This window comes from Agrococcus sp. GW821-FHT14H11, from assembly GCF_058803545.1.
In genome coordinates this window covers 1-24543 of record NZ_JBXAPA010000009.1, presented here as the reverse complement: position 1 = coordinate 24543, position 24543 = coordinate 1, and the positions used below count along the sequence as shown (strand labels likewise).

Below are 24543 nucleotides of genomic sequence, written 5' to 3'. Positions count from 1 at the left end.
CCTGCCGCCGCGCCCGGCTCGGCGCGTGGGCCCCCGCCCGTAGGATCGAGGGGCCATGGCAGACTCCTTCGCGCACCTCCACGTCCACACCGAGTACTCCATGCTCGACGGCGCAGCTCGCATCACCGAGCTCATGCAGGCCGTGCAGCAGGAGGGCATGCCGGCGGTCGCGATGACCGACCACGGCAACGTGTTCGGCGCCTACGAGTTCTGGCGCGCGGCGAAGGCGCAAGGCGTCAAGCCCATCATCGGCACCGAGGCGTACATCACGCCCGGCACCCACCGCTCCGACAAGACGCGCGTCAAGTGGGGCGGCAGCGACGCCGCGCCCGGCGACGACGTCTCCGGCGGCGGCGCCTACACGCACATGACGCTCCTGGCCGAGAGCAACGAGGGGCTCGCCAACCTCTTCCGCCTCTCCTCCTACGCGTCGATGGAGGGCTTCTACTTCAAGCCGCGCATGGACCGCGAGCTGCTCGAGCGGCACGCGAAGGGCCTCATCGCCACCACCGGCTGCCCCTCCGGCGAGGTGCAGACCCGCTTGCGGCTCGGCCAGTTCGACCTCGCCATGGAGGCCGCCGCGAGCTACCGCGACCTCTTCGGTGCCGAGAGCTACTTCCTCGAGATCATGGACCACGGGCTCGAGATCGAGCGGCGCGTGCGCGACGGGCTGCTCGAGATCGGCAAGCGGCTCGGGCTGCCGCTGCTGGCCACCAACGACCTGCACTACACGCACGCCGCCGACGCGAAGAGCCACGAGGCGCTGCTGTGCGTGCAGTCGGGCTCGACGATGGACGACCCGAACCGCTTCCGGCTCGAGGGCGGCGGCTACTACGTGAAGTCGGCCGCCGAGATGCGCCACCTCTTCCGCGACCTCGACGGCGCGTGCGACAACACGCTGCTCGTCGCCGAGCGCTGCTCGGTCGAGTTCGACGAGTCGGCCAACTACATGCCCCGGTACCCGGTGCCGGAGGGCCACACCGAGGACACCTGGTTCCGCCACGAGGTCGCGGTCGGCCTCGAGCGGCGCTACCCGGGCGGCATCCCCGAGCGCGTGCAGCAGCAGGCGAACTACGAGATGGACGTCATCTCGAACATGGGGTTCCCCGGCTACTTCCTCGTCGTCGCCGACTTCATCAACTGGGCGAAGGACAACGGCATCCGCGTCGGGCCCGGCCGCGGCTCCGGCGCCGGCTCCATGGCCGCCTACGCGATGCGCATCACCGACCTCGACCCGCTCGAGCACGGCCTCATCTTCGAGCGCTTCCTCAACCCCGACCGCGTCTCGATGCCCGACTTCGACATCGACTTCGACGACCGGCGCCGCCCCGAGGTCATCCGCTACGTCACCGAGAAGTACGGCTCGGAGCGCGTCGCCCAGATCGTCACCTACGGCACGATCAAGTCCAAGCAGGCGCTGAAGGACGCATCCCGCGTGCTCGGCTTCCCCTTCGGCATGGGCGAGCGGCTCACGAAGGCGATGCCGCCCGCGGTCATGGGCAAGGACATCCCCCTCTCGGGCATCTTCGACTCGTCGCACGAGCGATACAAGGAGGCCGGCGACCTCCGCGCCCTCATCGAGACCGACGCCGAGGCGAAGACGGTCTTCGAGACCGCGCGCGGGCTCGAGAACCTCAAGCGGCAGTGGGGCGTGCACGCGGCGGGCGTGATCATGTCGTCCGAGCCGCTCATCGACATCATCCCGATCATGAAGCGCGAGCAGGACGGCGCGATCATCACGCAGTTCGACTACCCCGCGTGCGAGGCGCTCGGCCTCATCAAGATGGACTTCCTGGGGCTCCGCAACCTCACGATCGTCTCCGACGCGCTCGACAACATCCGCGCCAACCGCGGGGAGGAGCTCGACCTCGAGACCCTGCCGCTCGACGACCGCGGCGCGTACGAGCTGCTCGGCCGCGGCGACACGCTCGGCGTCTTCCAGCTCGACGGCGGGCCGCTGCGCTCGCTGCTGCGCCTCATGAAGCCCGACTCGTTCGGTGACATCTCGGCCGTCATCGCCCTCTACCGGCCCGGCCCCATGGGCGCCGACTCGCACACCAACTACGCGCTGCGCAAGAACGGCCTGCAGCCGATCACGCCCATCCATCCCGAGCTCGAGGAGCCGCTCGCCGACATCCTCGACGAGAGCTACGGCCTCATCATCTACCAGGAGCAGGTGATGGCGGTCGCGCAGAAGGTCGCCGGCTACACGCTCGGCCAGGCCGACATCCTGCGGCGCGCGATGGGCAAGAAGAAGAAGGCCGAGCTCGACAAGCAGTTCGAGGCGTTCTCCGGCGGCATGCGGGAGCGCGGCTACTCGGCTGGCGCCGTCAAGGCGCTGTGGGACATCCTGCTGCCCTTCTCCGACTACGCCTTCAACAAGGCGCACTCCGCCGCCTACGGCGTCATCTCCTACTGGACCGCCTACCTGAAGGCGCACTACCCGGCCGAGTACATGGCGGCGCTCCTGACGAGCGTCGGCGACTCCAAGGACAAGATGGCGATCTACCTGTCGGAGTGCCGGCGGATGGGCATCACGGTGCTGCCGCCCGACGTCAACGAGTCGTCGCTCTACTTCACGGCCGTCGGCGACGACATCCGCTTCGGTCTCGGCGCCGTGCGCAACGTCGGCGAGGGCGTGGTCGACGGCATCATCGCCGCGCGCACGCGCGAGGGCGCCTACACGTCGTTCCACGACTTCCTGAAGAAGGTGCCGCTCGGCGTCGCCAACAAGCGCACCGTCGAGTCGCTCATCAAGTCGGGCGCCTTCGACAGCCAGGGGGCGACGCGGCGCGCGATGCTCGAGATCCACGAGGATGCGGTCGACGCGGCCGTCTCGATCAAGCGCAACGAGGCGAACGGCCAGGTCGACCTCTTCGGCGACATCTTCGACGACCTCGACACGGTCGCCGACCGGGTGCCCGACCGGCCGGAGTGGGGCAAGCGCGACAAGCTCGCGTTCGAGCGCGAGATGCTCGGCCTCTACGTCTCCGACCACCCGCTCGCGGGCCTCGAGCTCGAGCTCGCGAAGCACGCGACGCATCAGATCCAGGACCTCGCCGAGACCGCCGAGGACGGCGACACCGTCACGCTCGCGGGCCTCATCACGAGCGTGCAGCACCGCGTGGCGCGCAACTCCGGCAACCAGTACGGCATCTTCGCGCTGCAGGACTTCGGCGGCGAGCTCGAGGTGATGGTGCTCGGCAAGTCGTACACGGAGTTCCGCACGAGCCTGCAGCCCGACCAGGTCGTCGTGGTGCGGGGCCGGGTGCGCACGCGCGACGACGGCTTCACGGTGCACGCGAACAGCATCGACACGCCGGATGTCCAGCCGGTCGACGAGACGCGGCCGCTCGAGCTGCGCATCCCGGAGCGGCGCGCGTCGATGACGGTGATGCGCGAGCTGCGCGGCCTGCTCGAGCGGCACTCCGGGCCGACCGACGTGTGCCTGGCGCTCGAGCGGCCCGAGGTCGAGCGGGTGTTCTCGCTGCCGCAGCGGGTGCGCGTCTCGAGCGACCTCTTCGGCGAGATCAAGTCGCTGCTGGGCCCCGCCTCGATCGCCTGACCCGGCCGCCCTCCCTCCCGCGCTCGAGTGGCGCCTCCCGCGGTCGAGTGGCGCCTCCGGAGTACGAGTGGCGCCTCCCGCGGTCGAGTGGCGCCTCCGGAGAACGAGTGGCGCCTCCGGAGAACGAGTGGCGCCTCGCGCGATCGAGTGGCGCCTCGCGTGATCGAGTGGCGGCTCGCGCGATCGAGTGGCGGCGACCGCAGGCGGCGCCACTCGGTGTCGTGCGGCGCCATCCGATGCTGTGCCGCGCCACTCGATGTTGCGCCGCGCCACTCGATGCGGCGCCGCGCCACTCGATGCTGGGAGGCGCCACTCGATCGCCGCGGGCGGCGCGCGGGGAGGGGGAGCGCGGCGCGGCGGGCGCGGCGGGGTCGCCGTACGATGGAGGCCATGCTCCGACGACTCGACCTGACGACGCTGCCCGACGAGCACGAGCTGCGCGCGCTGCTGCCGCGACCCGCCGTCGACGTCGATCGCGCGCTGCCGGCCGCCCAGGAGCTCATCGCCGACGTGCGCGAGCGCGGCGCCGAGGCCCTGGCCGCGCAGGCCGAGCGCTTCGACGGCGTGCGCCCCGCCGAGCTGCGGGTGCCCGCGGCCGCGCTCCAGGAGGCGCTCGCCGCGCTCGACCCGGCGGTGCGCGCGGCGCTCGAGACCGCGATCGAGCGCGTGCGGATCGGCTCCGCCGCGCAGGTGCCGCCGCCGACCGCCGTCGAGCCCGCGCCGGGCGCCGCGGTCGAGCTGCGCTGGCAGCCCGTCGACCGCGTCGGCCTGTACGTGCCCGGCGGCAAGGCCGTCTACCCGTCGAGCGTCGTCATGAACGTGGTCGCCGCGCAGGCCGCCGGCGTCCGCTCGATCGCCGTCGCGAGCCCCGCGCAGGCCGAGCACGACGGGCTGCCGCACCCGACCATCCTCGCCGCGTGCGCGCTGCTCGGCGTCGACGAGGTCTACGCGATGGGCGGCGCCGGCGCGGTCGGCGCCTTCGCCCACGGCGTGCCCGGCATCGGGCTCGCACCCGTCGACGTCGTCACGGGCCCCGGCAACGTCTTCGTCGCCGCGGCGAAGCGCGCCGTCGCCGGCAGCGTCCGCGTCGACTCCGAAGCCGGCCCGACCGAGATCCTCGTGATCGCCGACGGCACCGCCGACGCCGAGCTCATCGCCGCCGACCTCGTCAGCCAGGCCGAGCACGACGAGCTCGCGAGCGCCGTGCTCGTCACCGACGACGCCGCGCTCGCCGACCGCGTCGACGAGGCCGTCGCGCGCCGCGCCGCCGCCACGGCGGCGAGCGCCCGCGTCGGCGCCTCGCTCGCGGGCGAGCAGTCGGCGATCGTGCTCGTCGCCGACCTGGACGCCGCCGCGCGGGTGAGCGACGCGTACGCGCCCGAGCACCTCGAGATCGTGACGGCCGACGACGACGCCGTGCTCGCACGCATCCGCCACGCCGGAGCGATCTTCCTCGGCGCGCACACGCCGGTCAGCCTCGGCGACTACGCCGCCGGCTCCAACCACGTGCTGCCGACCGGCGGCCAGGCGCGGCGCGTCGCCGGCCTCGGGGCCGCGACGTTCCTCCGCCCCCAGCAGGTCGTGCGCTACGACCGCGCGGCGCTCGCCGCGGTGCGGGCCGACGTGGTCGCGCTCGCCGCCGCCGAGGGCCTGCCCGCGCACGGCGAGGCCATCGAGGCGCGCTTCGAGGCGGGGGAGGCCTGATGCACTGCCCCTTCTGCCGCAACCCCGACTCCCGCGTCGTCGACTCCCGCACGAGCGACGACGGCACCTCCATCCGCCGCCGGCGCCAGTGCACCGAGTGCGGCCGCCGCTTCACCACCACCGAGACGGCGAGCCTGTCGGTCGTGAAGCGCTCCGGCGTGCTCGAGCCGTTCCGCCGCGAGAAGGTCATCGAGGGCGTCCGGAAGGCCGTGCGCGGCCGGCCCGTCACCGACGCCGACCTCGCCGGCGTCGCGCAGGCGGTCGAGGAGACGATCCGCGCGACCGGCGCGAGCCAGATCGACGCGAACGAGATCGGCCTCGCGGTGCTGCCGCCGCTGCGCGAGCTCGACGAGGTGGCCTACCTGCGGTTCGCGAGCGTCTACAACGCCTTCGACTCGCTCGACGACTTCGAGGCCGCCATCCGGGCCCTGCGCGAGGATCAGGCGCACGCCGTCGACGCGGAGGAGGAGCGATGACCGCGTACGACCAGCTCTTCCGGCACGGCTTCCGCCACGTCGACCCCGAGCGGGCGCACCACCTCGGCGCGGCCGCCATCCGGGCGATCGGGCTCGCGCACCCCGGTGTGCGCACCGACCCGGCGCTCCGCACCCGCGCCCTCGGCCGCGAGCTGCCGACGCCGTTCGGCATCGCGGCCGGCTTCGACAAGGACGCGACGATGATCGCGGGCCTCGGCGCGCTCGGCTTCGGCCACGTCGAGGTGGGCACGATCACGGCGCGCCCGCAGCCGGGCAACGACCGGCCGCGCCTGTTCCGGCTCGTCGACGACCGAGCGCTCATCAACCGGATGGGCTTCAACAACCAGGGAGCGGCGGTCGCCGCCGAGCGCATCGCCGTCGCCCGCGAGGCGCGCTCGCGCCCCGTGATCGGCGTCAACATCGGCAAGAGCCGCGTGGTCGACGCCGACGACACCGCCGCGGTCGAGCGCGACTACCTGCACTCGGCGCGCCTGCTCGCACCGGTCGCCGACTACTTGGCCGTCAACGTCTCCTCCCCGAACACGCCCGGCCTGCGCGGCCTGCAGGAGACGCGCGTGCTCGAGCCGCTGCTCGCGGCGATCCGCGCCGAGGCCGGCGACGTGCCGGTGCTCGTGAAGATCGCGCCCGACCTCGACGACGAGCAGGTCGAGGGCATCGCCGCGCTCGCCGAGCGCCTGGCGCTCGCGGGCGTCATCGCCACGAACACCACCATCCGGCGCGACGGTCTCGTGAGCGATGCGGATGCGGTGGCGCGCGCAGGCGCGGGCGGGCTGTCGGGCCCGCCGGTGGCCGCGCGGTCGCTCGCGGTGCTGCGCCTGCTGCGCGCGGCGCTGCCCGCTGGCGTCGACGTGATCTCGGTCGGCGGCGTGGAGACCGCCGCGCAGGTGCGCGAGCGGCTCGACGCCGGCGCCGCGCTCGTGCAGGGCTACACCGGCTTCATCTACCGCGGGCCGGGCTGGGCGCGCGAGATCAACGCGGGGCTGCTCGCGACGTAGCGCTCGCGCTCCCGCTCGCGCGCAGGGGTGAGGCGGCGGCTCGCGCCGCAGCGCTCACTCCGGCTGCTGGAAGAGCTTGGTCTTGGGCTTCGGCATGCGCATGAACGGCAGCTGCACGGCGCGCATGGTGGCGTACCAGCCGTGGCCCTTCGCATCCTTCTCGCCGAACTTCGCGCGCAGCGCGCGACGCAGCTGCCACGCCATCACGACCGAGTCGAGCACGACGACGGCGACGAAGCCCCACAGCACGAGGTTGGCGATGAGGCGCCACTGCGGGTCGTTGACGAACGTCATGACGAGCACGACGATCATCATCGGCATCGCGGCGGTGCCGATCGAGAGGCGGGCGTCGACCCAGTCGCGCACGTAGCGCCGCACCGGGCCCTTGTCGCGCGCCGGCAGGTACTTCTCGTCGCCGGACTCGAAGCCGCGGCGAGCCTTCTCGCGCTCGCTGCGCATCTTCTCCTGCACCTGGCGCCGCGCCTCCTTGCGGTCCTCGGGGACGAGGGGGCGGCGGTTGCGGGCGACCTGCTCCGACTGCTTCGGCGTGCGACGCACCTCGGTCCCCGGCTGGGGCTGCTTGCTGGCGTCGGAGCGGCTGAACAGCGGCACGTGGAGGTCCTTCTCGCTGGGGGCTGGATCGACCCATCCTACCGCCGCCGCCCTCCCGCCGACGCCTAGGATCGTGCGCATGACTGCTTCCCCCGCTGACTCCCTCCCCGCGCGCCCGGGCGCCGAGCTCTCCGAGCGCGACCGGGCCGTCCTCGCCGCCGTCGACGCCGGCTTCGACCGCGCGGTCGACGACCTGAAGGCGCTCGTGCGCATCCCGAGCGTCTCGTGGGACGCCTACGACGCGGCGCACGTGCAGGCGAGCGCGGAGGCGGTCGCCGCCCTCGCGGAGGGGACGGGCGTGTTCGAGCGCGTCTCGATCGAGCGCGCCCCGATCGGCGACACCGACGAGCTCGGCCAGCCGGCGGTGCTCGCGACCCGACCCGCCCGCGCCGGCCGCCCGTCGATCCTGCTCTACGCCCACCACGACGTGCAGCCTTGGGGCGACGAGGCCCTGTGGCGCACGCCGCCGTTCGAGCCGACCGAGATCGACGGGCGCCTCCACGGCCGCGGCGCCTCCGACGACAAGGCGGGCGTCATCGCGCACATCGCCGCGATCCGCGCGCTCGCCGAGGTCGTCGAGCCCGAGGTGGGCCTCGCGCTGTTCATCGAGGGGGAGGAGGAGCACGGCTCGCGCTCCTTCCAGCGCTTCCTCGAGCAGCACGCCGAGGCGCTCGAGGCCGACGTGATCGTCGTGGCCGACAGCGACAACTGGTCGACCGAGGTGCCGTCGCTCACCGTGGCGCTCCGCGGCAACGTCGCGCTCAACGTGCGCATCACGACGCTCGGCCACGCGAGCCACTCCGGCATGGTCGGCGGCGCGGTGCCCGACGCGATGATGGCGTTCTCGAAGCTCGCCGCGACCCTGTGGCACGACGACGGCTCCGTCGCCATCGAGGGCCTCACCGAGGCCGACCTCGACGTCCCGGAGCAGTCGGAGGAGCACCTGCGCGCCGAGGCGGCGCTGCTCGACGGCGTGCAGCTCGTCGGCACCGGCCCGCTGCTGGCGCGCCTCTGGGCCAAGCCGTCGGCGACGATCACCGGGGTCGACGCGCCCAGCGTGCCCGACGCATCCAACACGATCCTCCCGACGATGCGGTTCCGGCTCTCGACGCGCATCGCGCCTGGCCAGTCGGCCGCCGACGCCTTCGCCGCGATCGAGCGCCACCTGCGCGCACACGCCCCGTTCGGCGCGCACATCGAGCTCGACAGCATCGACCTCGGCGACCCGTTCCTCGTCGACGCGAGCGGCTGGGGCGCGACCGAGGCGAAGCGGGCGATGGCGGATGCGTGGGGCGCGGAGGCGGTCGAGACCGGCATCGGCGGCTCCATCCCGTTCATCGCCGACCTCGTCGCGCAGTTCCCCGGCGCGCAGATCCTCGTGACGGGCGTCGAGGACCCGGGCACGATGGCGCACAGCCCCAACGAGTCGCAGCACCTCGGCGTGCTGCGGCGCGCCATCGGCGCGGAGGCGCTGCTGCTCGCGCGGGCCGGCGACCGCGCGGAATAGACTGGAGGCGTCGGGCGTTGCCCCGACGGAGACCGGAGAGGAGCCGCAGATGACCGATCTCGCGACCCATGGCGTCATGCTCACGGAGACGGCCGCCGACAAGGTGCGCCGCCTGCTCGACCAGGAGGGCAGGGACGACCTGCGCCTGCGCGTGGCCGTGCAGCCCGGCGGATGCTCGGGGCTGATCTACCAGCTCTACTTCGACGAGCGGAAGCTCGACGGCGACGTCGTGCGCGACTTCGACGGCGTCGAGGTCATCGTCGACCGCATGAGCGTGCCCTACCTCGACGGCTCGACCATCGACTTCGAGGACTCGATCCAGAAGCAGGGCTTCACGATGGACAACCCCAACGCGCAGGGCAGCTGCGCGTGCGGCGACTCCTTCCACTAGGCCGCGCGAGCAGCCCGCAGCGACACGCCGCCGATCCCTCGGGATCGGCGGCGTCTCGCATGCAGGGCAGCTGCATCGGCCGCGGTCTCAGCCGGGCGTCGCCGCTCCGGCCGCGGGCACCTCGCACGCGATCGTCCCGCCGAGGCGGGTCCACAGCGCCCAGCCGACGAGCACGAGCGAGGCGCCGGCCAGCAGCGGCTGCACCGGCTCGAAGTACTGCATGGCGCCGCTCGCGCCGAGCGCGAGCAGCACGAGCTTGTTGCACACCGGGCACCCGACGGCGAAGAACGAGACGATGCCGCCGACGAGGCCCCGTCGGCCGCCCCTGACCGCGCCGCTGCCGGGCTCGGCGACGTACGTGGCCAGCAGCAGTCCCGAGAGCAGCGCGGTGACGACGAGCACGGGGTGCGCCCACCACGTCGGCGGCACCTCGCGAGTGAAGAGCGGCGTGTCGACGAGGTCGGTGGGGATCGCGACGAGCAGGTAGACGCCCACGGCCGCCGCGCCGACGGCCGCCCACCGGCGGCCGGACCACGAGCGCAGTGCGGCGAGCCGCTGCACGGCGGCCGACGTGCTCACCGCGGCCCCGTCTCGCCGTGCTCGGGCGGGGCGACAGCGGCGTCGCGCGCGCGTCCGCGGAACCATCGCCACGCCAGCAGCGCGAGCGCGACGAGCGCGGCCGCGACGATCGCGACCGTGTCGCCGATGCCGCTCGCGGCGCGCAGCGCCTCGTGCTCGAGCGCGGCCTGGTCGGTGGCGCCGAGCAGGCCCCCGAGGCTCGAGGTCCCGTCGGTGACGAGCAGCACGATGCCGATCACGATCGAGACGATGCCCGAGACGACCACCGTCACCGAGTTCCGCCACCGGCCGATCGCGATCTCGCGCGGCCGGAGCGCGGCGCGGATGCGTCCTCCGAACCGCCGCCACGCGAGGGCGAGCACGAGCAGCGGCACGAGCATGCCGCCGGCGTAGGCGGCGAGCAGGAGCCCGCCGTAGAGCGGCTCGCCGCGCGCCGCCGCGACCGTCAGCACCGTGCCGAGCACCGGTCCGGCGCAGACGCCGGCGACGCCGTAGACGGTGCCGAGCAGCAGCACGCCGAGCGGCGAGCTCGACGTGGTGCCCGTGCGGGCGATCCCCGGCAGCGGGATGCCGACGATCTGCGCGACGCCGAGGAGGATCACGACGACGGCCGCGACCCACACGAGCAGGCTCCGGTGCTGCTGCAGCGCCGCCCCGAGGGAGCCGGCCGCCACGCCGAGCGGCATGAGCGTCGCGAGCAGCCCGACGCCGAAGAGCCCGACGCGCACGAGCGTCGTGCGCGCGTCGTCGAACGCGAAGGCGAAGAACGCGGGCAGCAGCATCACCGAGCACGGGCTCAGCAGCGACAGGATGCCGCCGAGCACGGCGCCGGCATAGCCGAGGTCGATCATCGGGCGGCCGCGATCTCCGCCTCGATGACCTCGCGGAACGCCTCGAGCGGCTGCGCGCCGATCACGGGCGTCTCGCCGACGACGAAGGTGGGCGTGCCCGTGATGCCGAGCGACTGCCCCTCGGCGAGGTCGGCGAGCACCGCCTCGCGCAGCTGCGGCGACTCGAGGTCGGCCTCGAACCGGGCCAGATCCGGCACGCCGGCTGCGCGGGCGAGCTCGAGCAGCGCCTCACGGTCGAGGTCGGCGTGCCCGCGCTCCGGCGCGACGGCGAACGCCTGCTCGTGGAACTCCCAGAACCGGCCCTGGGCGGCCGCCGCGCGCCCCGCGATCGCCGCGTCCTCCGACTGCTCGCCGAAGACCGGCAGGTCGCGCCACTCGATGCGGAGGTCGCCCCGCTCGACGTACTCCTGCACGAGCGCCGGCTGGACGTCGCGCGCGAACACGCCGCAGAACGGGCAGCGGTAGTCGGCCCACTCGATCATCACCACGGGCGCGTCGGGGTCGCCGATCGCGAGCGGGTCGCCCTCGGTGCGATGCGCGAGCGCCCGCAGGGGGCTCTCGGTCTCCGACGTCGGTGCCTGCGTCTCGGGAGCTGCCGCGGGCTCGCCACGGCTGCCGCTCGCCCACAGGAGCCCGATCGCGCCGATCACGACGAGCGCCGCGACGAGCGGCAGCCAGAGCGTGCGCCGTCGGGGACCGCTCGAGCCGGCAGGTGGGCGGCGGGCGTGATCGCGGGAGGAGTGCTGCATGGTGCCATCGTGCGACGCCGCGCGTCCGGGAGCCAAGCCGCGGCCCTGGTAGCGTCACAACGACAGATTGTGAGCGTGCATGAGAGCGAACATTGACGACGCCAGGCTGCTGCACGCGCTGGCGACCCACGCATCGATCACCGACGCGGCCAGGGCGCTGGGGATCACCCAGCAGGCCGCATCCGCCCGGCTCGCGGGCATCGAGCGCTGGGTGGGCGCCCCGGTGGCCGCGCGCGGCGCGGGAGGCACCCGCCTCACGTCCGTCGGCCGCCTGGTCGCGGGATGGGCGACCGAGCTCGTGGAGGCCGCCGACCGCCTCGACCAGTCGGTGGCGATGATCGCCACCGAGCGGGCGGCGAAGCTCGACGTCGCGTCGAGCCTGACGATCCTGGAGGAGCTGATGCCGTACTGGCTGCTGCGCCTGCGGGAGGCGGACGATCAGCTCCAGGTCGGGATGACGGCGTCCAACAGCACCGCGGTGATCGAGGCGGTCCGCGCCGGCCACGCTGCGCTCGGGTTCACCGAGTGCCCGAGCCGACCGCGCGGCGTCGAGACGAGGGTCATCGCCCACGACGAGGTGATCGTGGTGGTGCCGCCGGAGCATCCCTGGGCACGCAGGCGCAGCGGAGTGGGGCTCGCAGAGCTCGCCACGACGCCGCTGGTGGTGCGCGAACCGGGCTCCGGCACGCGCGCGGCGATCGATCGGGCCCTGCGCCCGCTCGGCGGCGTCACGATCGCCGCCGAGCTGCCCTCGAGCGCGCCGCTGCGCGCCACGGTCGCGGCGGGAGGGGCCCCGGGCGTGCTCAGCGTGCTCGCCGCGCGGGACGACCTGCGCTCCGGCAGGCTGGTCCGCGTGGCGATTGCGGAGCGCAGGATCGTCCGTCCCCTGACGGCGATCTGGCAGCGCGGCACGGCGCTCCCGCCGGCCGCGCGAGCGCTCGTCGACATCGCCTCGTCGACGGTCGTCCGCGGTGTGCCCGACGCCGCGCGCAGGAGCGTCGGAGGAGCCTGAGAGCCCTCTGTGGGTACTAGGATCGGAGGTGACTGCTCACCGACTCGGAGGAAGACATTGCGCAATCGTCGATCTCGTTGGATCGCCGCCCCGGTCGCGGTGGTCGCCGCCCTCGCGCTCGCCGGCTGCACGCAGCCGCAGCTGCAGGGGTGGATGCCGAGCGTGCCGGGTCTGACGAACCACGTCGACCGGATCATGGGCCTGTGGACGACCTCCTGGATCGTGCTGCTGGGTGTCGGCATCATCACGTGGGGCCTCATGATCTGGGCCGCGATCGCCTACCGCCGCCGCAAGGGCCAGACGGGCCTGCCGGTGCAGCTGCGCTACCACATGCCGATCGAGATCTTCTTCACGATCGTCCCCGTCGTCCTCGTCGCCGGCTTCTTCGCCTTCACGGCGCGCGACCAGGCGATCATCGAGGAGCCGATCGATGACCCCGACTACTCGCTCACGGTCTACGGCAAGCGCTGGGCATGGGACTTCGTCTATGAGCGCGACGGCCAGGACCCGGTCTACTACCAGGGCATCCAGGCGCAGAACGACCCCGAGTCGAACCTCATCGACCCTGCCTCGCTCCCGACGCTGTACCTCCCGACGAACTCGTCGATCGAGATCACGCTCGAGTCGCGCGACGTCGCCCACTCCTTCTGGGTCATCGAGTTCCTCTACAAGAAGGACATGCTCCCGGGCGTCACGAACCACATGTACTTCGAGACGGGCGACCAGGAGGGCGTGTACCGCGGCAAGTGCGCCGAGCTCTGCGGCGAGTACCACTCGCTCATGCTCTTCAACGTCGAGCTCGTGAGCCCCGAGGAGTACGACGCCTACCTCGAGAGCCTCGAGGCCGAGGGCAACGTCGGCGCGATCGACGAGTCGGTCAACCCCTTCACCGGTGACGACAGCATCGACCCGGGCCACGACGAGAGCGTCGACACGACCAACGAAGGCGAGGACGACTGATGACCGCCACGGCGACGCGCCCCGCGATCAGCCGCAGCGCTGAGCGCAAGGGCAACACCCTGGTCAAGTGGATCACCTCCACCGACCACAAGACGATCGGGTACCTGTACCTCGGCACCTCGTTCATCTTCTTCCTCATCGCCGGCGTCATGGCGCTGCTCATCCGAGCGCAGCTGTTCGCGCCGGGCCTCGAGATCGTGCCCACGGAGGAGCAGTACAACCAGCTCTTCACGATGCACGGCACGATCATGCTGCTGATGTTCGCGACGCCGCTCTTCGCCGGCTTCGCCAACGTGCTCATGCCGCTGCAGATCGGCGCCCCCGACGTCGCCTTCCCGCGCCTCAACGCGCTCGCGTACTGGATGTTCACGTTCGGCTCGCTCATCGCGATCGGCGGCTTCCTGACGCCGCAGGGCGCGGCCTCGTTCGGCTGGTTCGCCTACACGCCGCTGAGCACCACCGCGTTCTCCCCGGGCATCGGCGGCCACCTGTGGGTGCTGGGCCTCGCGCTGTCGGGCTTCGGCACGATCATGGGCGGCGTCAACTTCATCACCACGATCATCACGATGCGCGCGCCCGGCATGACGATGTTCCGGATGTCGATCTTCAGCTGGAACATCCTCATCACGTCGCTGCTCGTGATCATCGTCTTCCCGGTGCTCGCGGCAGCCATGTTCGGCCTGGCGATCGACCGCATCTTCGGCGGCCACATCTACGACCCCGCCAACGGCGGCGCCGTGCTCTGGCAGCACCTCTTCTGGTTCTTCGGGCACCCCGAGGTCTACATCATCGCGCTGCCGTTCTTCGGCATCATCTCCGAGGTCATCCCGGTCTTCTCGCGGAAGCCGATCTTCGGCTACAACACCCTCGTGGGCGCGACGATCGCGATCGCGGCGCTGTCGGTGACGGTGTGGGCGCACCACATGTACGTCACGGGCACGGTGCTGCTGCCGTGGTTCTCGCTCATGACGATGCTCATCGCGGTGCCGACCGGCGTGAAGATCTTCAACTGGATCGGCACGATGTGGCGCGGCTCGATCACGTGGGAGTCGCCCATGCTGTGGGCGTTCGGCTTCCTCGTGACGTTCACGTTCGGCGGCCTGACGGGCGTCATCCTCGCCTCCCCGCCGCTCGACTTCGCGATCTCTGACACGTACTTCGTGGTCGCGCACTTCCACTACGTCGTCTTCGGCACGGTCGTGTTCGCGATGTTCTCGGGGTTCTACTTCTGGTGGCCCAAGTGGACCGGCAAGATGCTGAACGACCGCCTCGGCCACGTGCACTTCTGGATGCTCTTCATCGGCTTCCACATGACGTTCCTCATCCAGCACTGGCTGGGCGTCATCGGCATGCCGCGCCGGTACTACACGTACCTGGCGGAGGACGGCTTCACGTGGATGAACCAGCTGTCGACCGTGGGCGCGATGATCCTCGGCCTGTCGATGGTGCCGTTCCTCTGGAACGTGTGGATCACGGCCCGCACGGCGCCGCGCGTGACCGTCGACGACCCCTGGGGCACCGGGCGCTCGCTCGAGTGGGCGACGAGCTGCCCGCCGCCGCGGCACAACTTCCACGCGATCCCGCGCATCCGCTCGGAGTCGCCGGCGTTCGACCTGCACCACCCGAACGCGGGCCCGCAGTACGGCGTCGGACCGCTGAAGGACGCCCCGAACCGACCCGTGGTCGACCTGCAGAAGGACGAGGTCCGCTGACATGCGCTCGAACATCGTCATCCTGACGGTCATCGCCGTCTTCTTCTACCTCTGCGCCGCCGTCTACACGGTGTGGCACATGGGGTCGTACGACGGCCGCATCGAGTGGGCGGGCACGCTGGGCATGGCGCTCGTGGGCGTGATGTGCACGCTCATCGCGTTCTACCTCGTGCTCGTGCGCCGCGGCCAGCACGGCGAGCTCGCGATGGACCGCCTCGACGCCGAGCTCGACGAGGACGACCCCGACCAGGGGCACTTCTCGCCGTGGAGCTGGTGGCCGATCGCGCTCGCCGGCGCCCTCGCGGTGATGTTCCTGTCGCTCGCGGGCCCCACGTTCCTCATCCCCATCGGCGCGGGCCTGCTGGCCATCGTCATGGTCGGCTGGGTGTACGAGTACTACCGCGGCAACTTCAGCCGCTGACGACCCGACAGGAGCGCCCCGTCCCGAGCGGACGGGGCGCTCTGCCGTCTGCGCCTCAGACCGCGCGGCCGGCGCGGAGGCCGGTGTGCAGGCAGCCGCCGAGGAAGGTGCCCTCGAGCGCCCGGTAGCCGTGCACGCCGCCTCCGCCGAAGCCGGCCGCCTCGCCCACGGCGAAGAGGCCGGGCACCGGTGCGCCGTCGGCGCCGAGGGCGCGCGAGTCGAGATCGGTCTGGACGCCGCCGAGGGTCTTGCGGGTGAGGGTGCGCAGGCGCACGGCGATGAGCGGCCAGTGGCGCTCGTCGAGGATGCGGTGCGGCGCCGCGGTGCGCACGAGCCGGTCGCCGAGGTACTCGCGGGCCCGGCGGATCTCGACCGCCTGCGGGTCGTGGGAGGCGGGGTCGGCGACGGCCGCGTCGCGCTCCTCGATCGCGGCGACGACGGCGGCCCGGTCGAGCGCGCCGACACCGCCGAGCCGCTCCATGCCGTCGAGCAGCTCGGTGAGGCTGCCGGCGACGACGAAGTCCTCGCCGTGGTCGAGGAACGCCTGCACGGGCGCGGGCGCGCCCGGCAGCACCCGCTGCAGCAGCCGCGGGATGCTCCTGCCGGTCAGGTCGGGGTTCTGCTCGGAGCCCGAGAGCGTGAACTCCTTCTCGACGATCGACTGCGTGAGCACGAACCACGAGTGCTCGGCGCCGACGGAGCGCAGGTGCTCGAGCGTCGTGAGCGTGTCGAAGCCCGGGTAGTTGGGGGAGGGCAGCCGGTGGCCCCGGTGGTCGAGCCAGAGGCTCGAGGGCCCGGGGAGGATGCGGATGCCGTGGTCGGGCCAGATCGGATCCCAGTTGGCGATGCCCTCGGTGTAGTGCCACATGCGGTCCTCGTTCACGAGTCGCGCGCCCGCGTCGACGGCGAGCCGGAGCCCGGAGCCGTCGACGTGCAGCGGCACGCCGCGCACGGCCTCGCGCGGCGCCGCGCCGAGGCGGGCGGGCCAGAGCGCCCGCACCTGCTCGAGCTCGCCGCCGATGCCGCCCGTCGCGACCACCACCGACTCGGCGCGCACCTCGAACGCACCGATGGACTCCCGGCTCGACGGCTCTCCGCGCACCGTCAGGTCGTCGGCCAGCCGGTCACCGGCGACGCCGACGACCCGGCCGTCCTCGACGAGCAGGCGCCTCGCGCGGTGGCGGAACGAGAGCCGCGCGCGCCCGTCGGCGACCGCGTCGCGCAGCCGGCGCGTGAAGGGCGCGACGAGGCCGGGGCCGGTGCCCCAGACGATGTGGAACCGCGGCACGGTGTTGCCGTGGCCGCCGGGCGTGCGCGCGCCGCGCTCGGCGTGCCCGACGACCGGGAAGAGGCGCACGCCGAGCGAGCGCAGCCAGGGGGAGAGGTCGCGGTGGGCGAACTCCAGGTAGGCCTCCGCCCACCGCCGGCCCCACGCATCCTCGTCCCGGTCGAAGCCGGCGCTGCGCGCCCAGTCGGCGCGCGCGAGCTCGAGCGAGTCGTGGATGCCGAGGCGGCGCTGCTCGGGGGAGTCGACGAGCAGCAGGCCGCCGAACGACCAGAACGCCTGCCCGCCGATCGAGCGCGGGCCCTCCTGCTCGACGATGCGCACCGTGCGGCCGCGGTCGAGCGCCTCGCACGCGGTGACGAGGCCGGCCAGGCCCGCTCCGATGACAACGACGTCCTCTGCTGCGGCCACGGCGGTCTCCTCGTCAGCGGATGAGCGGGTTGCGGTTGAGCATCGCCGTCGCGGCGCGCTCGAAGTAGTCGTCGAGCTCGGCCCGGTGCAGCGGCGCGGGGTCGACCGCGTCGAGCGCGCCGCGCATGCACGCGAGCCACCGCTCGCGCGCGTCGGGGTCGACCGGGAACGGCGCGTGGCGCATGCGCAGCCGCGGGTGCCCGCGCTGCTCGCTGTAGGCGGTCGAGCCGCCCCAGTACTGCTCGAGGAACATGCGGAAGCGGTCCTCGGCGCCGGCGCGGTCGTCCTGCGGGTACATCGGGCGGAGCACGTCGTCCTGCCAGACGCGCTCGTAGAACTCGTGGACGAGGCGCGCGAAGAACGGGCTGCCGCCGACGGCGTCGTGGAGGGTCTGGTGCGTCATCGCAGCTCGTCCATGCCGCGCACCACGATGCTCTGCAACGAGGGCAGGTGCACGCCGAGGTCGTCGAGACCGGCCTTCACGCGGCGTCGCAGCTCGCGGCCCGCGTCGTACTTCGCGCTGGCGCGGGTCTTCATCACCAGCCGGACGACGACGGCCTCCGCGGAGACCGACTCGACGCCCCAGATCTCGGGCTTGTCGATGATGCGGTGCAGCCAGTCGGGGTCCTCGCTCATCTGGGTCGCGACGTCGAGCAGCCGCTCCTGCACGATGTCGATGTCGGCGTCGTAGGGCACGGCCTGGTCGACGATCACGCGCGCCCAGCCCTGGGACTCGTTGCCGACGCGCACGATCTCGCCGTTGCGCACGTACCAGAGGGTGCCGTGCACGTCGCGCACCTGCGTGACCCGGATGCCGACCGACTCGACGACCCCGGAGGCCTCGCCGAGGTCGACGATGTCGCCGATGCCGAGCTGATCCTCGAACACCATGAACAGCCCGTTGAGGAAGTCCTTGATGATGCCCTGCGCGCCCACGCCCGCCGCCGCCCCGAGGAACCCCGCCATGGCGACGAGCGAGGCCGCGTTCACGCCCAGGATGCTGAGCATCAGGATGAGCGCGAGGGCGCCGATCATCCAGGCGGCGAGCGTGTTGAGCACGCTGCCGATCGCCCGGGTGCGCTGCACGACGCGCACCTGGGCGAGCGGCGAGTGCGACAGCGCCTCCGTGTCGGCCGCATCGGCCCTGCGCTTGACGCCGGTGACGATGCCGTCGACGACGCGTCGGATGACCGCCTTGACCGCCCAGTAGGCGATGAACGCGCCGACGAGCACGAGGGTGACGCCCAGCGGCATGCCCCAGCGATCCCACCAGAGGTCGAAGGCCTCCCAGTCGACGTCACCCACGTGCTGCTCCGATCACGCGTCCCGCTGCTGCGCCTTGAGCGCCCGCTCGACGCCGGCGAGGTGCTCGACCACGATGCGGCGCAGGGCCGGCACGGCCGACTCGTTGTCGGCGAGCCACGCGCGCGTCGCCTCCGCGAGCCGCTCGTCGGCGAGCACCGCCGGGTAGAGGCCGACGAGCAGCCCCTCCGCCACCTGGTAGGTGCGGGAGTCCCAGATCTGCTGGATGGCGTCGTGGTAGCGGGCGACGAGCGGCTCGAGCGAGGATGCGTCGTTCACGTGCTGCAGGCCGAGGCCGGTGTAGCGCACGATCATGTTCGACGCGCCCGCCTCGTCCGCGACCGACGCGAACGCGGCCTCCTTGCCCTCGGCCGTGGGGACGGTCGCGCGCGCCCGGGCGGCGAACTGCCGGCCGGTCGCGGTGTCGTCGCTCGCGAGCTCCGCGGCGATCTCCTCCTCGCCGGCGGCGCCGTTCAGCACGAGGCCGTCGAGCAGCTGCCACCGCAGGTCGGCGTCGATCGCGAGGCCCTCGAGCGTGCGGCTGCCGTCGAGGAGGCCCCGCAGCGCCGCGACGTGCGCGTCGGTCGAGGCGAGCCCGGCGAAGGCGCCGACGAACTGGAACTGCGCGTCCGAGCCGGGCTGAGCCTGCTCGGCGAGCTGCCACAGCGCATCGCCGACACGCTCGATCGTCGCCGCGCGGCGCTCGGGGTGCACGTAGGTGCGGGCGGCCTGCGCCAGCTGCGCGAGGGCGAGGCGGATGGTCGTCGACTCGGTCTCGGCGCCGATGTTCGCGAGCACGAGGTCGACGTAGTCGCTCGCCGGGGTCTCGGCGTCGCGGGTCGCGTCCCAGGCCGCGCCCCACACGAGCGCACGGGCGAGGGGCTCCTCGATGTCGCGCAGGTGCTCGATCGCGGTGGCCATCGACTCGTCGTCGAGGCGGATCTTCGCGTAGGCGAGGTCGTCGTCGTTCAGCAGGATGAGCGCGGGCCGCAGGTGCCCGGCCAGCTGCGGCACGTCGGTCGACTCGCCGTCGATGTCGAGCTCGACGCGGTGGGTGCGGCGCAGCACCTCGTCCTCGAGCTCGTAGAAGCCGACCGCGACGCGGTGCGGGCGCAGGGTCGGCCACTCGGCCGGCGCCGTCTGCTCGATCGCGAACGACGAGATGATGCCGTCGGCGGTGAGCTCCATCTTGGGGCGCAGCGTGTTGACGCCGGCCGTCTCGAGCCACTTGCGGCTCCAGTCGCCGAGGTCGCGGCCGCTGGCGGCCTCGAGCTCCGAGAGCAGGTCGGTGAGCTCGGTGTTGCCCCACGCGTGCTTGCGGAAGTAGGCGCCGACGCCCTGCATGAACGACTCGAGGCCCACCCAGGCGACGAGCTGCTTGAGCACCGAGCCGCCCTTGGCGTACGTGATGCCGTCGAAGTTGACCTGCACGTCCTCGAGGTCGCGGATCTCGGCGACGATCGGGTGCGTCGAGGGCAGCTGGTCCTGACGGTACGCCCAGGTCTTCTCCATCGCCTGGAACGTCGTCCACGCGCCCGTCCACTCGGTCGCCTCGGCGGTGGCGAGGGTCGACGCCCACTCGGCGAACGACTCGTTGAGCCACAGGTCGTTCCACCAGCGCATCGTCACGAGGTCGCCGAACCACATGTGGGCCAGCTCGTGCAGCACCGTCACGACGCGGCGCTCGCGGATGGCGTCGGTCACCTGCGCGCGGAACACGTACGACTCCGTGAACGTCACGCATCCGGCGTTCTCCATCGCGCCCGCGTTGAACTCGGGCACGAAGAGCTGGTCGTACTTCTCGAACGGGTAGGCGACGCCGAACTGGTCCTCGAAGAAGGCGAAGCCCTTGCGGGTGATGTCGAACAGGTAGTCGGCGTCCATGTGCTCGGCGAGCGACGCGCGGCAGAAGATGCCGAGCGGGATGGTGCGGCCGTCGCTCGAGGTGAGCTCGGAGCGGGTGACCGTGTAGGGGCCCGCGACGAGCGCGGTGATGTAGCTCGAGATGCGCGGCGTCGGCTCGAACGCCCAGGTGCCGGTGTCGCCCTCGACGACCGGCTCGGGCGTGGGCTGGTTCGACACGACCTGCCACGCGGCGGGCGCCGTGACGGTGAAGCGGAACTCGGCCTTGAGGTCGGGCTGCTCGAACACCGCGAAGACGCGGCGCGAGTCGGGCACCTCGAACTGGGAGTAGAGGTAGGCCTCGCCGTCGACCGGGTCGACGAAGCGGTGCAGGCCCTCGCCGGTGTTGACGTACATCGCGTCGGAGACGACGGTCAGCTCGTTCTCGGCCTGGAGGCCCTCGAGCTGGATGCGCACGCCGTCGTCGACAGCGGCGACGTCGAGCTCGGCGCCGTTCAGCGTGACCGAGTGCACCTGCTTGGAGATGTGGTCGATGAACGTGGATGCGCCGTCCTGGGCGCGGAAGCGCACCGTCGTCGTCGAGCGGAACACCTCGTCCCCGGTCGTCAGGTCGAGCGCGACGTCGTAGCCGTCGACCTCGACGAGCGCTGCGCGCTCCTGGGCTTCGGTGCGGGTGAGGTTCTCTCCGGGCACGCGGGACTCCTTCGGCAGTGTGTGCTGGTGCGCTCCAGCGTAGTGGCGCGGCGACGGGCGCCCGCCGTGCCCTCGGTAGCATCGAGCCATGACGATCGAGGCCCCCGCAGACCAGCCGCAGCGCGTGCGCATGTGGTTCGACCCGACCTGCCCGTGGGCGTGGATGACCAGCCGCTGGCTGGGCGAGGTCGCCGACGTGCGCGGCCTCGACGTGGACTGGCAGGTGATGAGCCTCGCGGTGCTCAACGAGGGCCGCGACCTGCCCGAGTCGTACGCCGCGCGCATGCCGCGCTCGATGCGCCTCACGCGCCTCGTCACCGCCGCGCGCGCCGCGGGCGGCGACGCCGTCGTGAAGCCCCTGTACGACGCGCTCGGCACGCGCATCCACCCCGACGGCCGCAAGGACGACGACGCGATCATCGCCGAGGCGCTCGCCGAGGTGGGGCTCGACGCCGCGCTCGCGAGCGAGACGGATGCGCACGACGAGGCGCTGCGCGACAGCCACGGCCGCGCCATCGAGCTCGTCGGCGACGACGTCGGCACGCCCGTGATCGCCGTCGACGACGTCGCGTTCTTCGGCCCCGTCGTCAGCCCCGCGCCCACCGGCGAGGAGGCGCTCCGCATGTTCGACGGCATCGTCGCCGCCGCATCCGTCGACGGCTTCTTCGAGCTCAAGCGCTCGCGCACCCGCGGGCCGGTCTTCGGCGCAGAGGAGGCGTGATGCGCGTCCACGTCGCCACCGACCACGCCGGCTTCGAGATCTCGAAGCGGCTCGTCGCCCACCTCGAGGCCGCCGGCCACGAGGCGGTCGACCACGGGCCGGCCGAGTACGACGCCGAGGACGACTACCCGTCGTTCTGCATCGACGCGGCGCGCGCGGTCGTGCGCGACCAGCGCGACGGCGTCGAGGCGCTCGGCGTCGTCTTCGGCGGCTCGGGCAACGGCGAGCAGATGGCGGCGAACAAGGTCGAGGGCGTGCGCGCGGCGCTCGCCTGGAGCCTCGCGACCGCGCGGCTCGCGCGCGAGCACAACGACGCGAACGTCGTGGCGGTCGGCGCGCGCCAGCACACCGAGGAGGAGATGCTCGAGATCATCGACGCCTTCCTCGCCACGCCCTTCTCGGGCGCCGAGCGGCACGCGCGCCGCATCGCGCAGCTCGGGGAGTACGAGACCACGGGCGGCATCGCGGGCCACGAGATCCGCTGATGCCGGAGGGGCACTCCGTCCATCGCATCGCCCGGCAGTTCGGCGCGAACTTCGTCGGGCGCACCGCCCGGGTGACGAGCCCGCAAGGGCGGTTCGAGGTGGGCGCCGCCGAGCTCGACGGGCTCGAGATCACCTCCTCCGAGGCGATCGGCAAGCACCTGCTGCTCGGCTTCGGCGGCACCGCTGCCCAGCCCGCGCACGTGCTGCACGTGCACCTCGGCATCTACGGCGCGTGGGACTTCGCCGGCGCCATCAGCGTCGACCCGACGATCCTCGCCGCGGTCGGGCGGATGGGCCAGACCGGCATGCGCGGCATCCCCGTGCGCGCCGGCGTCGACGGCGAGCACGAGGACTCGATCGCGTCGATCGGCGCGCCGCGCCTCGCGCGGCTGCGGGCGGGGGAGCAGGAGACGGCGACGGAGGCCGGGGACTTCCCGCCGGAGCCCGTCGGGCAGGTGCGCGTGCGCATCCTCACCGACACCGCCGTCGCCGACCTGCGGGGGCCGACCGTCTGCGAGGTGCTCGAGCCGGCCGAGGTCGCAGCGCTCGCCGAGCGGCTCGGGCCCGACCCCGAGGCGCCGACCGAGTCGCGCCGCAAGGCCGAGGACCGCTTCGTCGCGCGCGCGTCGCGATCCAACCAGCCCATCGGGCAGCTGCTCATGGACCAGTCGGTCGTCGCCGGGATCGGCAACGTCTACCGGGCCGAGCTGCTCTTCCGCGCGCGCATCGACCCGCACCGGCCGGGCAGCGCCGTCACCGACGACGAGCTGCGCGCGCTCTGGCGCGACTGGGTGAAGCTGCTGCGCATCGGCGTCGAGACGGGCCAGATGCTCACGATCGACGGCCTGCGCGGCGCGCGGCGGGCCGCGGCGCTCGCGAACCGCGCCGACCGCCACTGGGCCTACAAGCGCGAGGGGCTGCCGTGCCGCCGCTGCGGCACGAGCATCGCGCTGGAGACGATGCAGGGGCGCAAGCTCTACTGGTGCCCCGGCTGCCAGCTGTGAGGGCTCAGCCGAAGCGGTAGACGGTGCCCGGCTCGAGCGTGCCGCGGTCGTTCGTCGTGAACACCCAGCTGCCCGTCGTCGCGGCGTCGTCGCGCACGGCGACGATCACCTGCACCGACTCGCGGTCGCCGGGCGCGAAGTCCCACACGTAGCCGAGGTCGTTCGGGGCGGCTGCTGTCGAGGCGGAGTTCTGATCCGACAGCGGTGCGCCGTCCGGCTGGTAGCCGATCGTCATGTCGTGCATCGGGTGCGTCGTGATGACGCCGACGTTCTCGATCTCGAGCTCGAGCACCACGAAGCGCTCGTTCGCGCGCGGGGTCGAGCCCGTCTGCAGCGCGAGCGAGTCGGCCGGGTCGATCGACCGCAGCGCCGTCACCTCCCACGTGGAGCCGCGCTCGGTGTGGATGACGACCGTCTCGCCGTAGGCGAAGGCGCCCGGTGCCGTCGTGGGCACGGGCGGCTCGGTGGGCCCGTTGGTCGTCGGCGGGGGAGCGAGGTCGGTGAAGGCGGGGGATGCCGTGGTCGGGATCGCGGGATCGTCCGGCGTCTCGGGCGGCAGGGCCACGCACGCGGCGAGCGTCAGCGCGGCGGCGGCGACCATCGCCGCGCCGAGCCGGGGCGAGCCCTGGCGGCGGGGGCGGGTCCGCAGTCGCGCATGCACACCGGCACGCTACCGGCAGCGGCTGTGGCTGCGCCTCGCGCGCCGGCCGATGTGGTCTCGACTCGGCCGCTGCGCGGCCGGCTCGACCAGCGGGGGCACGCCGGCCGGTGTGGTCTCTCTAATGGTGGATGCCGGTCTGTGACTGGTGCAGGCTGGCGGCGGTGATTGCCGGGCGTGGCTCTTCTGGTCTCTGGCCCTTCGGGTGTCTTGGAGTCGACATGCCCGTCTGGTGGTCGCCGGTGCCGGCCCGTGCCCCTCGTTGGCTTGATAGAAGCACGCCCGACCCGGACAGGGGTCGTGGCTCCTTAGAGAGTTGCCGCGGAAGGGACTTCTCGGGCCGGACCGACACGATCCGCCTTGAGGAAGGAAATCGCGATGCCCATCGTCGCAGAAACGTTCACGCATGTCATCGGCGTCGACACGCACGCCCGTTCCCACGCGTTCGCGCTCGTCGACGCCACCACCGGGAAGCTGCTGGAGGAGCGGTCGTTCCCGACCAGCCCGAACGGCATCTCGCGCGCGCTCGCGTGGATGCGGCGCCGCGCCGGTGAGTCGGTCGCGGT

At 72.6% G+C, this 24543-nt stretch carries 22 protein-coding genes and 1 pseudogene; 14 read left to right on the top strand and 9 right to left on the bottom strand.

Annotated features, from left to right (window positions below):
* The first annotated feature begins 55 nt into the window (after positions 1-55).
* The 4 genes from dnaE (at position 56) to AC1RNL_RS10835 (ending at position 6761) form a co-directional block, all read left to right on the top strand.
* A complete protein-coding gene (gene dnaE / locus AC1RNL_RS10850) occupies positions 56-3565 on the top strand; it encodes a DNA polymerase III subunit alpha (protein ID WP_492935224.1) in 3510 nt (1169 codons plus the stop codon).
* 390 nt (positions 3566-3955) lie between these two features.
* On the top strand, positions 3956-5269 hold the full coding sequence (gene hisD / locus AC1RNL_RS10845) for a histidinol dehydrogenase (protein ID WP_400532056.1): 1314 nt from the start codon (positions 3956-3958) through the stop codon (positions 5267-5269).
* Positions 5269-5745 carry a transcriptional regulator NrdR gene (gene nrdR / locus AC1RNL_RS10840; RefSeq protein WP_146357552.1) on the top strand — a complete coding sequence of 159 codons (477 nt, stop codon included), beginning with the start codon at positions 5269-5271 and terminating at the stop codon, positions 5743-5745. Before hisD ends, nrdR begins: the two co-directional genes overlap by 1 nt.
* Positions 5742-6761 carry a quinone-dependent dihydroorotate dehydrogenase gene (locus tag AC1RNL_RS10835; protein ID WP_146357550.1) on the top strand — a complete coding sequence of 340 codons (1020 nt, stop codon included), beginning with the start codon at positions 5742-5744 and terminating at the stop codon, positions 6759-6761. The genes nrdR and AC1RNL_RS10835 overlap by 4 nt, the downstream gene beginning before the upstream one ends.
* Positions 6762-6815: 54 nt before the next feature.
* Here AC1RNL_RS10835 and AC1RNL_RS10830 read toward each other — a convergent pair whose 3' ends face one another.
* Positions 6816-7454, bottom strand: a complete 639-nt coding sequence (locus AC1RNL_RS10830) for a DUF3043 domain-containing protein (RefSeq protein ID WP_146357548.1) — start codon at positions 7452-7454, stop codon at positions 6816-6818.
* Here AC1RNL_RS10830 and AC1RNL_RS10825 point away from each other — a divergent pair.
* Together AC1RNL_RS10825 and AC1RNL_RS10820 are read left to right on the top strand one after the other, a co-directional pair.
* Positions 7453-8880, top strand: a complete 1428-nt coding sequence (locus AC1RNL_RS10825; protein ID WP_128188503.1) for a M20/M25/M40 family metallo-hydrolase — start codon at positions 7453-7455, stop codon at positions 8878-8880. The genes AC1RNL_RS10830 and AC1RNL_RS10825 overlap by 2 nt on opposite strands.
* Before the next feature lie 49 nt (positions 8881-8929).
* A complete protein-coding gene (locus AC1RNL_RS10820; RefSeq protein ID WP_128188502.1) occupies positions 8930-9271 on the top strand; it encodes a HesB/IscA family protein in 342 nt (113 codons plus the stop codon).
* Positions 9272-9358: 87 nt separating this feature from the next.
* On the opposite strand, the gene AC1RNL_RS10815 is transcribed toward AC1RNL_RS10820, so the two are convergent.
* From AC1RNL_RS10815 to AC1RNL_RS10805, 3 genes are read right to left on the bottom strand one after another with little or no spacing between them, the layout of a single operon-like run.
* Complete coding sequence (locus tag AC1RNL_RS10815; RefSeq protein WP_492935223.1) at positions 9359-9850, bottom strand: hypothetical protein; 492 nt, start codon at positions 9848-9850, stop codon at positions 9359-9361.
* Positions 9847-10701, bottom strand: coding sequence for a cytochrome c biogenesis CcdA family protein (locus AC1RNL_RS10810; protein WP_492935222.1), 855 nt, complete (start codon positions 10699-10701; stop codon positions 9847-9849). Before AC1RNL_RS10810 ends, AC1RNL_RS10815 begins: the two co-directional genes overlap by 4 nt.
* A complete protein-coding gene (locus AC1RNL_RS10805) occupies positions 10698-11450 on the bottom strand; it encodes a DsbA family protein (RefSeq protein WP_492935221.1) in 753 nt (250 codons plus the stop codon). Before AC1RNL_RS10805 ends, AC1RNL_RS10810 begins: the two co-directional genes overlap by 4 nt.
* Positions 11451-11529: 79 nt before the next feature.
* Between AC1RNL_RS10805 and AC1RNL_RS10800 the strand changes: the two genes are divergently transcribed.
* The 4 genes from AC1RNL_RS10800 to ctaF are packed head-to-tail and all read left to right on the top strand — an operon-like array spanning position 11530 to position 15555.
* Positions 11530-12462, top strand: coding sequence for a LysR family transcriptional regulator (locus AC1RNL_RS10800; protein ID WP_492935220.1), 933 nt, complete (start codon positions 11530-11532; stop codon positions 12460-12462).
* Positions 12463-12519: 57 nt separating this feature from the next.
* Positions 12520-13422: an aa3-type cytochrome oxidase subunit II gene (ctaC, locus tag AC1RNL_RS10795; RefSeq protein ID WP_492935219.1), complete on the top strand. Its 903-nt coding sequence runs from the start codon at positions 12520-12522 to the stop codon at positions 13420-13422.
* Positions 13422-15134 carry an aa3-type cytochrome oxidase subunit I gene (gene ctaD, locus AC1RNL_RS10790; protein WP_492935218.1) on the top strand — a complete coding sequence of 571 codons (1713 nt, stop codon included), beginning with the start codon at positions 13422-13424 and terminating at the stop codon, positions 15132-15134. The genes ctaC and ctaD overlap by 1 nt, the downstream gene beginning before the upstream one ends.
* Before the next feature lies 1 nt (position 15135).
* Positions 15136-15555 carry an aa3-type cytochrome oxidase subunit IV gene (ctaF, locus tag AC1RNL_RS10785; protein WP_310125761.1) on the top strand — a complete coding sequence of 140 codons (420 nt, stop codon included), beginning with the start codon at positions 15136-15138 and terminating at the stop codon, positions 15553-15555.
* A gap of 55 nt (positions 15556-15610) precedes the next feature.
* Here ctaF and AC1RNL_RS10780 read toward each other — a convergent pair whose 3' ends face one another.
* From AC1RNL_RS10780 to pepN, 4 genes are read right to left on the bottom strand one after another with little or no spacing between them, the layout of a single operon-like run.
* Positions 15611-17251, bottom strand: coding sequence for an FAD-binding dehydrogenase (locus AC1RNL_RS10780; RefSeq protein WP_492935217.1), 1641 nt, complete (start codon positions 17249-17251; stop codon positions 15611-15613).
* Positions 17252-17264: 13 nt separating this feature from the next.
* The gene (locus tag AC1RNL_RS10775; protein ID WP_492935216.1) at positions 17265-17654 is read right to left on the bottom strand and encodes a globin; all 390 of its coding nucleotides are present in this window, start codon (positions 17652-17654) and stop codon (positions 17265-17267) included.
* Positions 17651-18556, bottom strand: coding sequence for a mechanosensitive ion channel family protein (locus tag AC1RNL_RS10770; protein ID WP_492935215.1), 906 nt, complete (start codon positions 18554-18556; stop codon positions 17651-17653). The genes AC1RNL_RS10775 and AC1RNL_RS10770 overlap by 4 nt, the downstream gene beginning before the upstream one ends.
* A gap of 12 nt (positions 18557-18568) precedes the next feature.
* Positions 18569-21109: an aminopeptidase N gene (pepN, locus tag AC1RNL_RS10765; RefSeq protein ID WP_310125753.1), complete on the bottom strand. Its 2541-nt coding sequence runs from the start codon at positions 21107-21109 to the stop codon at positions 18569-18571.
* A gap of 88 nt (positions 21110-21197) precedes the next feature.
* Here pepN and AC1RNL_RS10760 point away from each other — a divergent pair, with 88 nt between their 5' ends.
* The 3 genes from AC1RNL_RS10760 to AC1RNL_RS10750 are packed head-to-tail and all read left to right on the top strand — an operon-like array spanning position 21198 to position 23319.
* On the top strand, positions 21198-21830 hold the full coding sequence (locus AC1RNL_RS10760) for a mycothiol-dependent nitroreductase Rv2466c family protein (protein ID WP_364196789.1): 633 nt from the start codon (positions 21198-21200) through the stop codon (positions 21828-21830).
* Positions 21830-22315 (top strand): ribose-5-phosphate isomerase, encoded by a 486-nt coding sequence (locus AC1RNL_RS10755; RefSeq protein WP_492935214.1) that lies wholly within the window; start codon positions 21830-21832, stop codon positions 22313-22315. The genes AC1RNL_RS10760 and AC1RNL_RS10755 overlap by 1 nt, the downstream gene beginning before the upstream one ends.
* Entirely contained in the window at positions 22315-23319 is a 1005-nt protein-coding gene (locus AC1RNL_RS10750) for an Fpg/Nei family DNA glycosylase (protein ID WP_492935213.1), read from the top strand. Before AC1RNL_RS10755 ends, AC1RNL_RS10750 begins: the two co-directional genes overlap by 1 nt.
* 4 nt (positions 23320-23323) lie before the next feature.
* Here the strand turns inward: AC1RNL_RS10750 and AC1RNL_RS10745 are convergent, their stop codons facing one another.
* On the bottom strand, positions 23324-23980 hold the full coding sequence (locus AC1RNL_RS10745; RefSeq protein WP_492935212.1) for a hypothetical protein: 657 nt from the start codon (positions 23978-23980) through the stop codon (positions 23324-23326).
* Positions 23981-24355: 375 nt separating this feature from the next.
* Here AC1RNL_RS10745 and AC1RNL_RS10740 point away from each other — a divergent pair.
* A pseudogene (locus AC1RNL_RS10740) lies at positions 24356-24543 on the top strand (IS110 family transposase); the annotation flags it as partial.

Bases quoted from the DNA above. Each gene is read 5' to 3' on its own strand.
- dnaE (WP_492935224.1), top strand. From the start codon at position 56: ATGGCAGACTCCTTCGCGCACCTCCACGTCCACACCGAGTACTCCATG.
- hisD (WP_400532056.1), top strand. From the start codon at position 3,956: ATGCTCCGACGACTCGACCTGACGACGCTGCCCGACGAGCACGAGCTG.
- nrdR (WP_146357552.1), top strand. From the start codon at position 5,269: ATGCACTGCCCCTTCTGCCGCAACCCCGACTCCCGCGTCGTCGACTCC.
- AC1RNL_RS10835 (WP_146357550.1), top strand. From the start codon at position 5,742: ATGACCGCGTACGACCAGCTCTTCCGGCACGGCTTCCGCCACGTCGAC.
- AC1RNL_RS10825 (WP_128188503.1), top strand. From the start codon at position 7,453: ATGACTGCTTCCCCCGCTGACTCCCTCCCCGCGCGCCCGGGCGCCGAG.
- AC1RNL_RS10830 (WP_146357548.1), bottom strand. From the start codon at position 7,454: ATGCGCACGATCCTAGGCGTCGGCGGGAGGGCGGCGGCGGTAGGATGG.
- AC1RNL_RS10820 (WP_128188502.1), top strand. From the start codon at position 8,930: ATGACCGATCTCGCGACCCATGGCGTCATGCTCACGGAGACGGCCGCC.
- AC1RNL_RS10810 (WP_492935222.1), bottom strand. From the start codon at position 10,701: ATGATCGACCTCGGCTATGCCGGCGCCGTGCTCGGCGGCATCCTGTCG.
- AC1RNL_RS10805 (WP_492935221.1), bottom strand. From the start codon at position 11,450: ATGCAGCACTCCTCCCGCGATCACGCCCGCCGCCCACCTGCCGGCTCG.
- AC1RNL_RS10800 (WP_492935220.1), top strand. From the start codon at position 11,530: ATGAGAGCGAACATTGACGACGCCAGGCTGCTGCACGCGCTGGCGACC.
- ctaD (WP_492935218.1), top strand. From the start codon at position 13,422: ATGACCGCCACGGCGACGCGCCCCGCGATCAGCCGCAGCGCTGAGCGC.
- ctaF (WP_310125761.1), top strand. From the start codon at position 15,136: ATGCGCTCGAACATCGTCATCCTGACGGTCATCGCCGTCTTCTTCTAC.
- AC1RNL_RS10775 (WP_492935216.1), bottom strand. From the start codon at position 17,654: ATGACGCACCAGACCCTCCACGACGCCGTCGGCGGCAGCCCGTTCTTC.
- AC1RNL_RS10760 (WP_364196789.1), top strand. From the start codon at position 21,198: ATGACGATCGAGGCCCCCGCAGACCAGCCGCAGCGCGTGCGCATGTGG.
- AC1RNL_RS10755 (WP_492935214.1), top strand. From the start codon at position 21,830: ATGCGCGTCCACGTCGCCACCGACCACGCCGGCTTCGAGATCTCGAAG.
- AC1RNL_RS10750 (WP_492935213.1), top strand. From the start codon at position 22,315: ATGCCGGAGGGGCACTCCGTCCATCGCATCGCCCGGCAGTTCGGCGCG.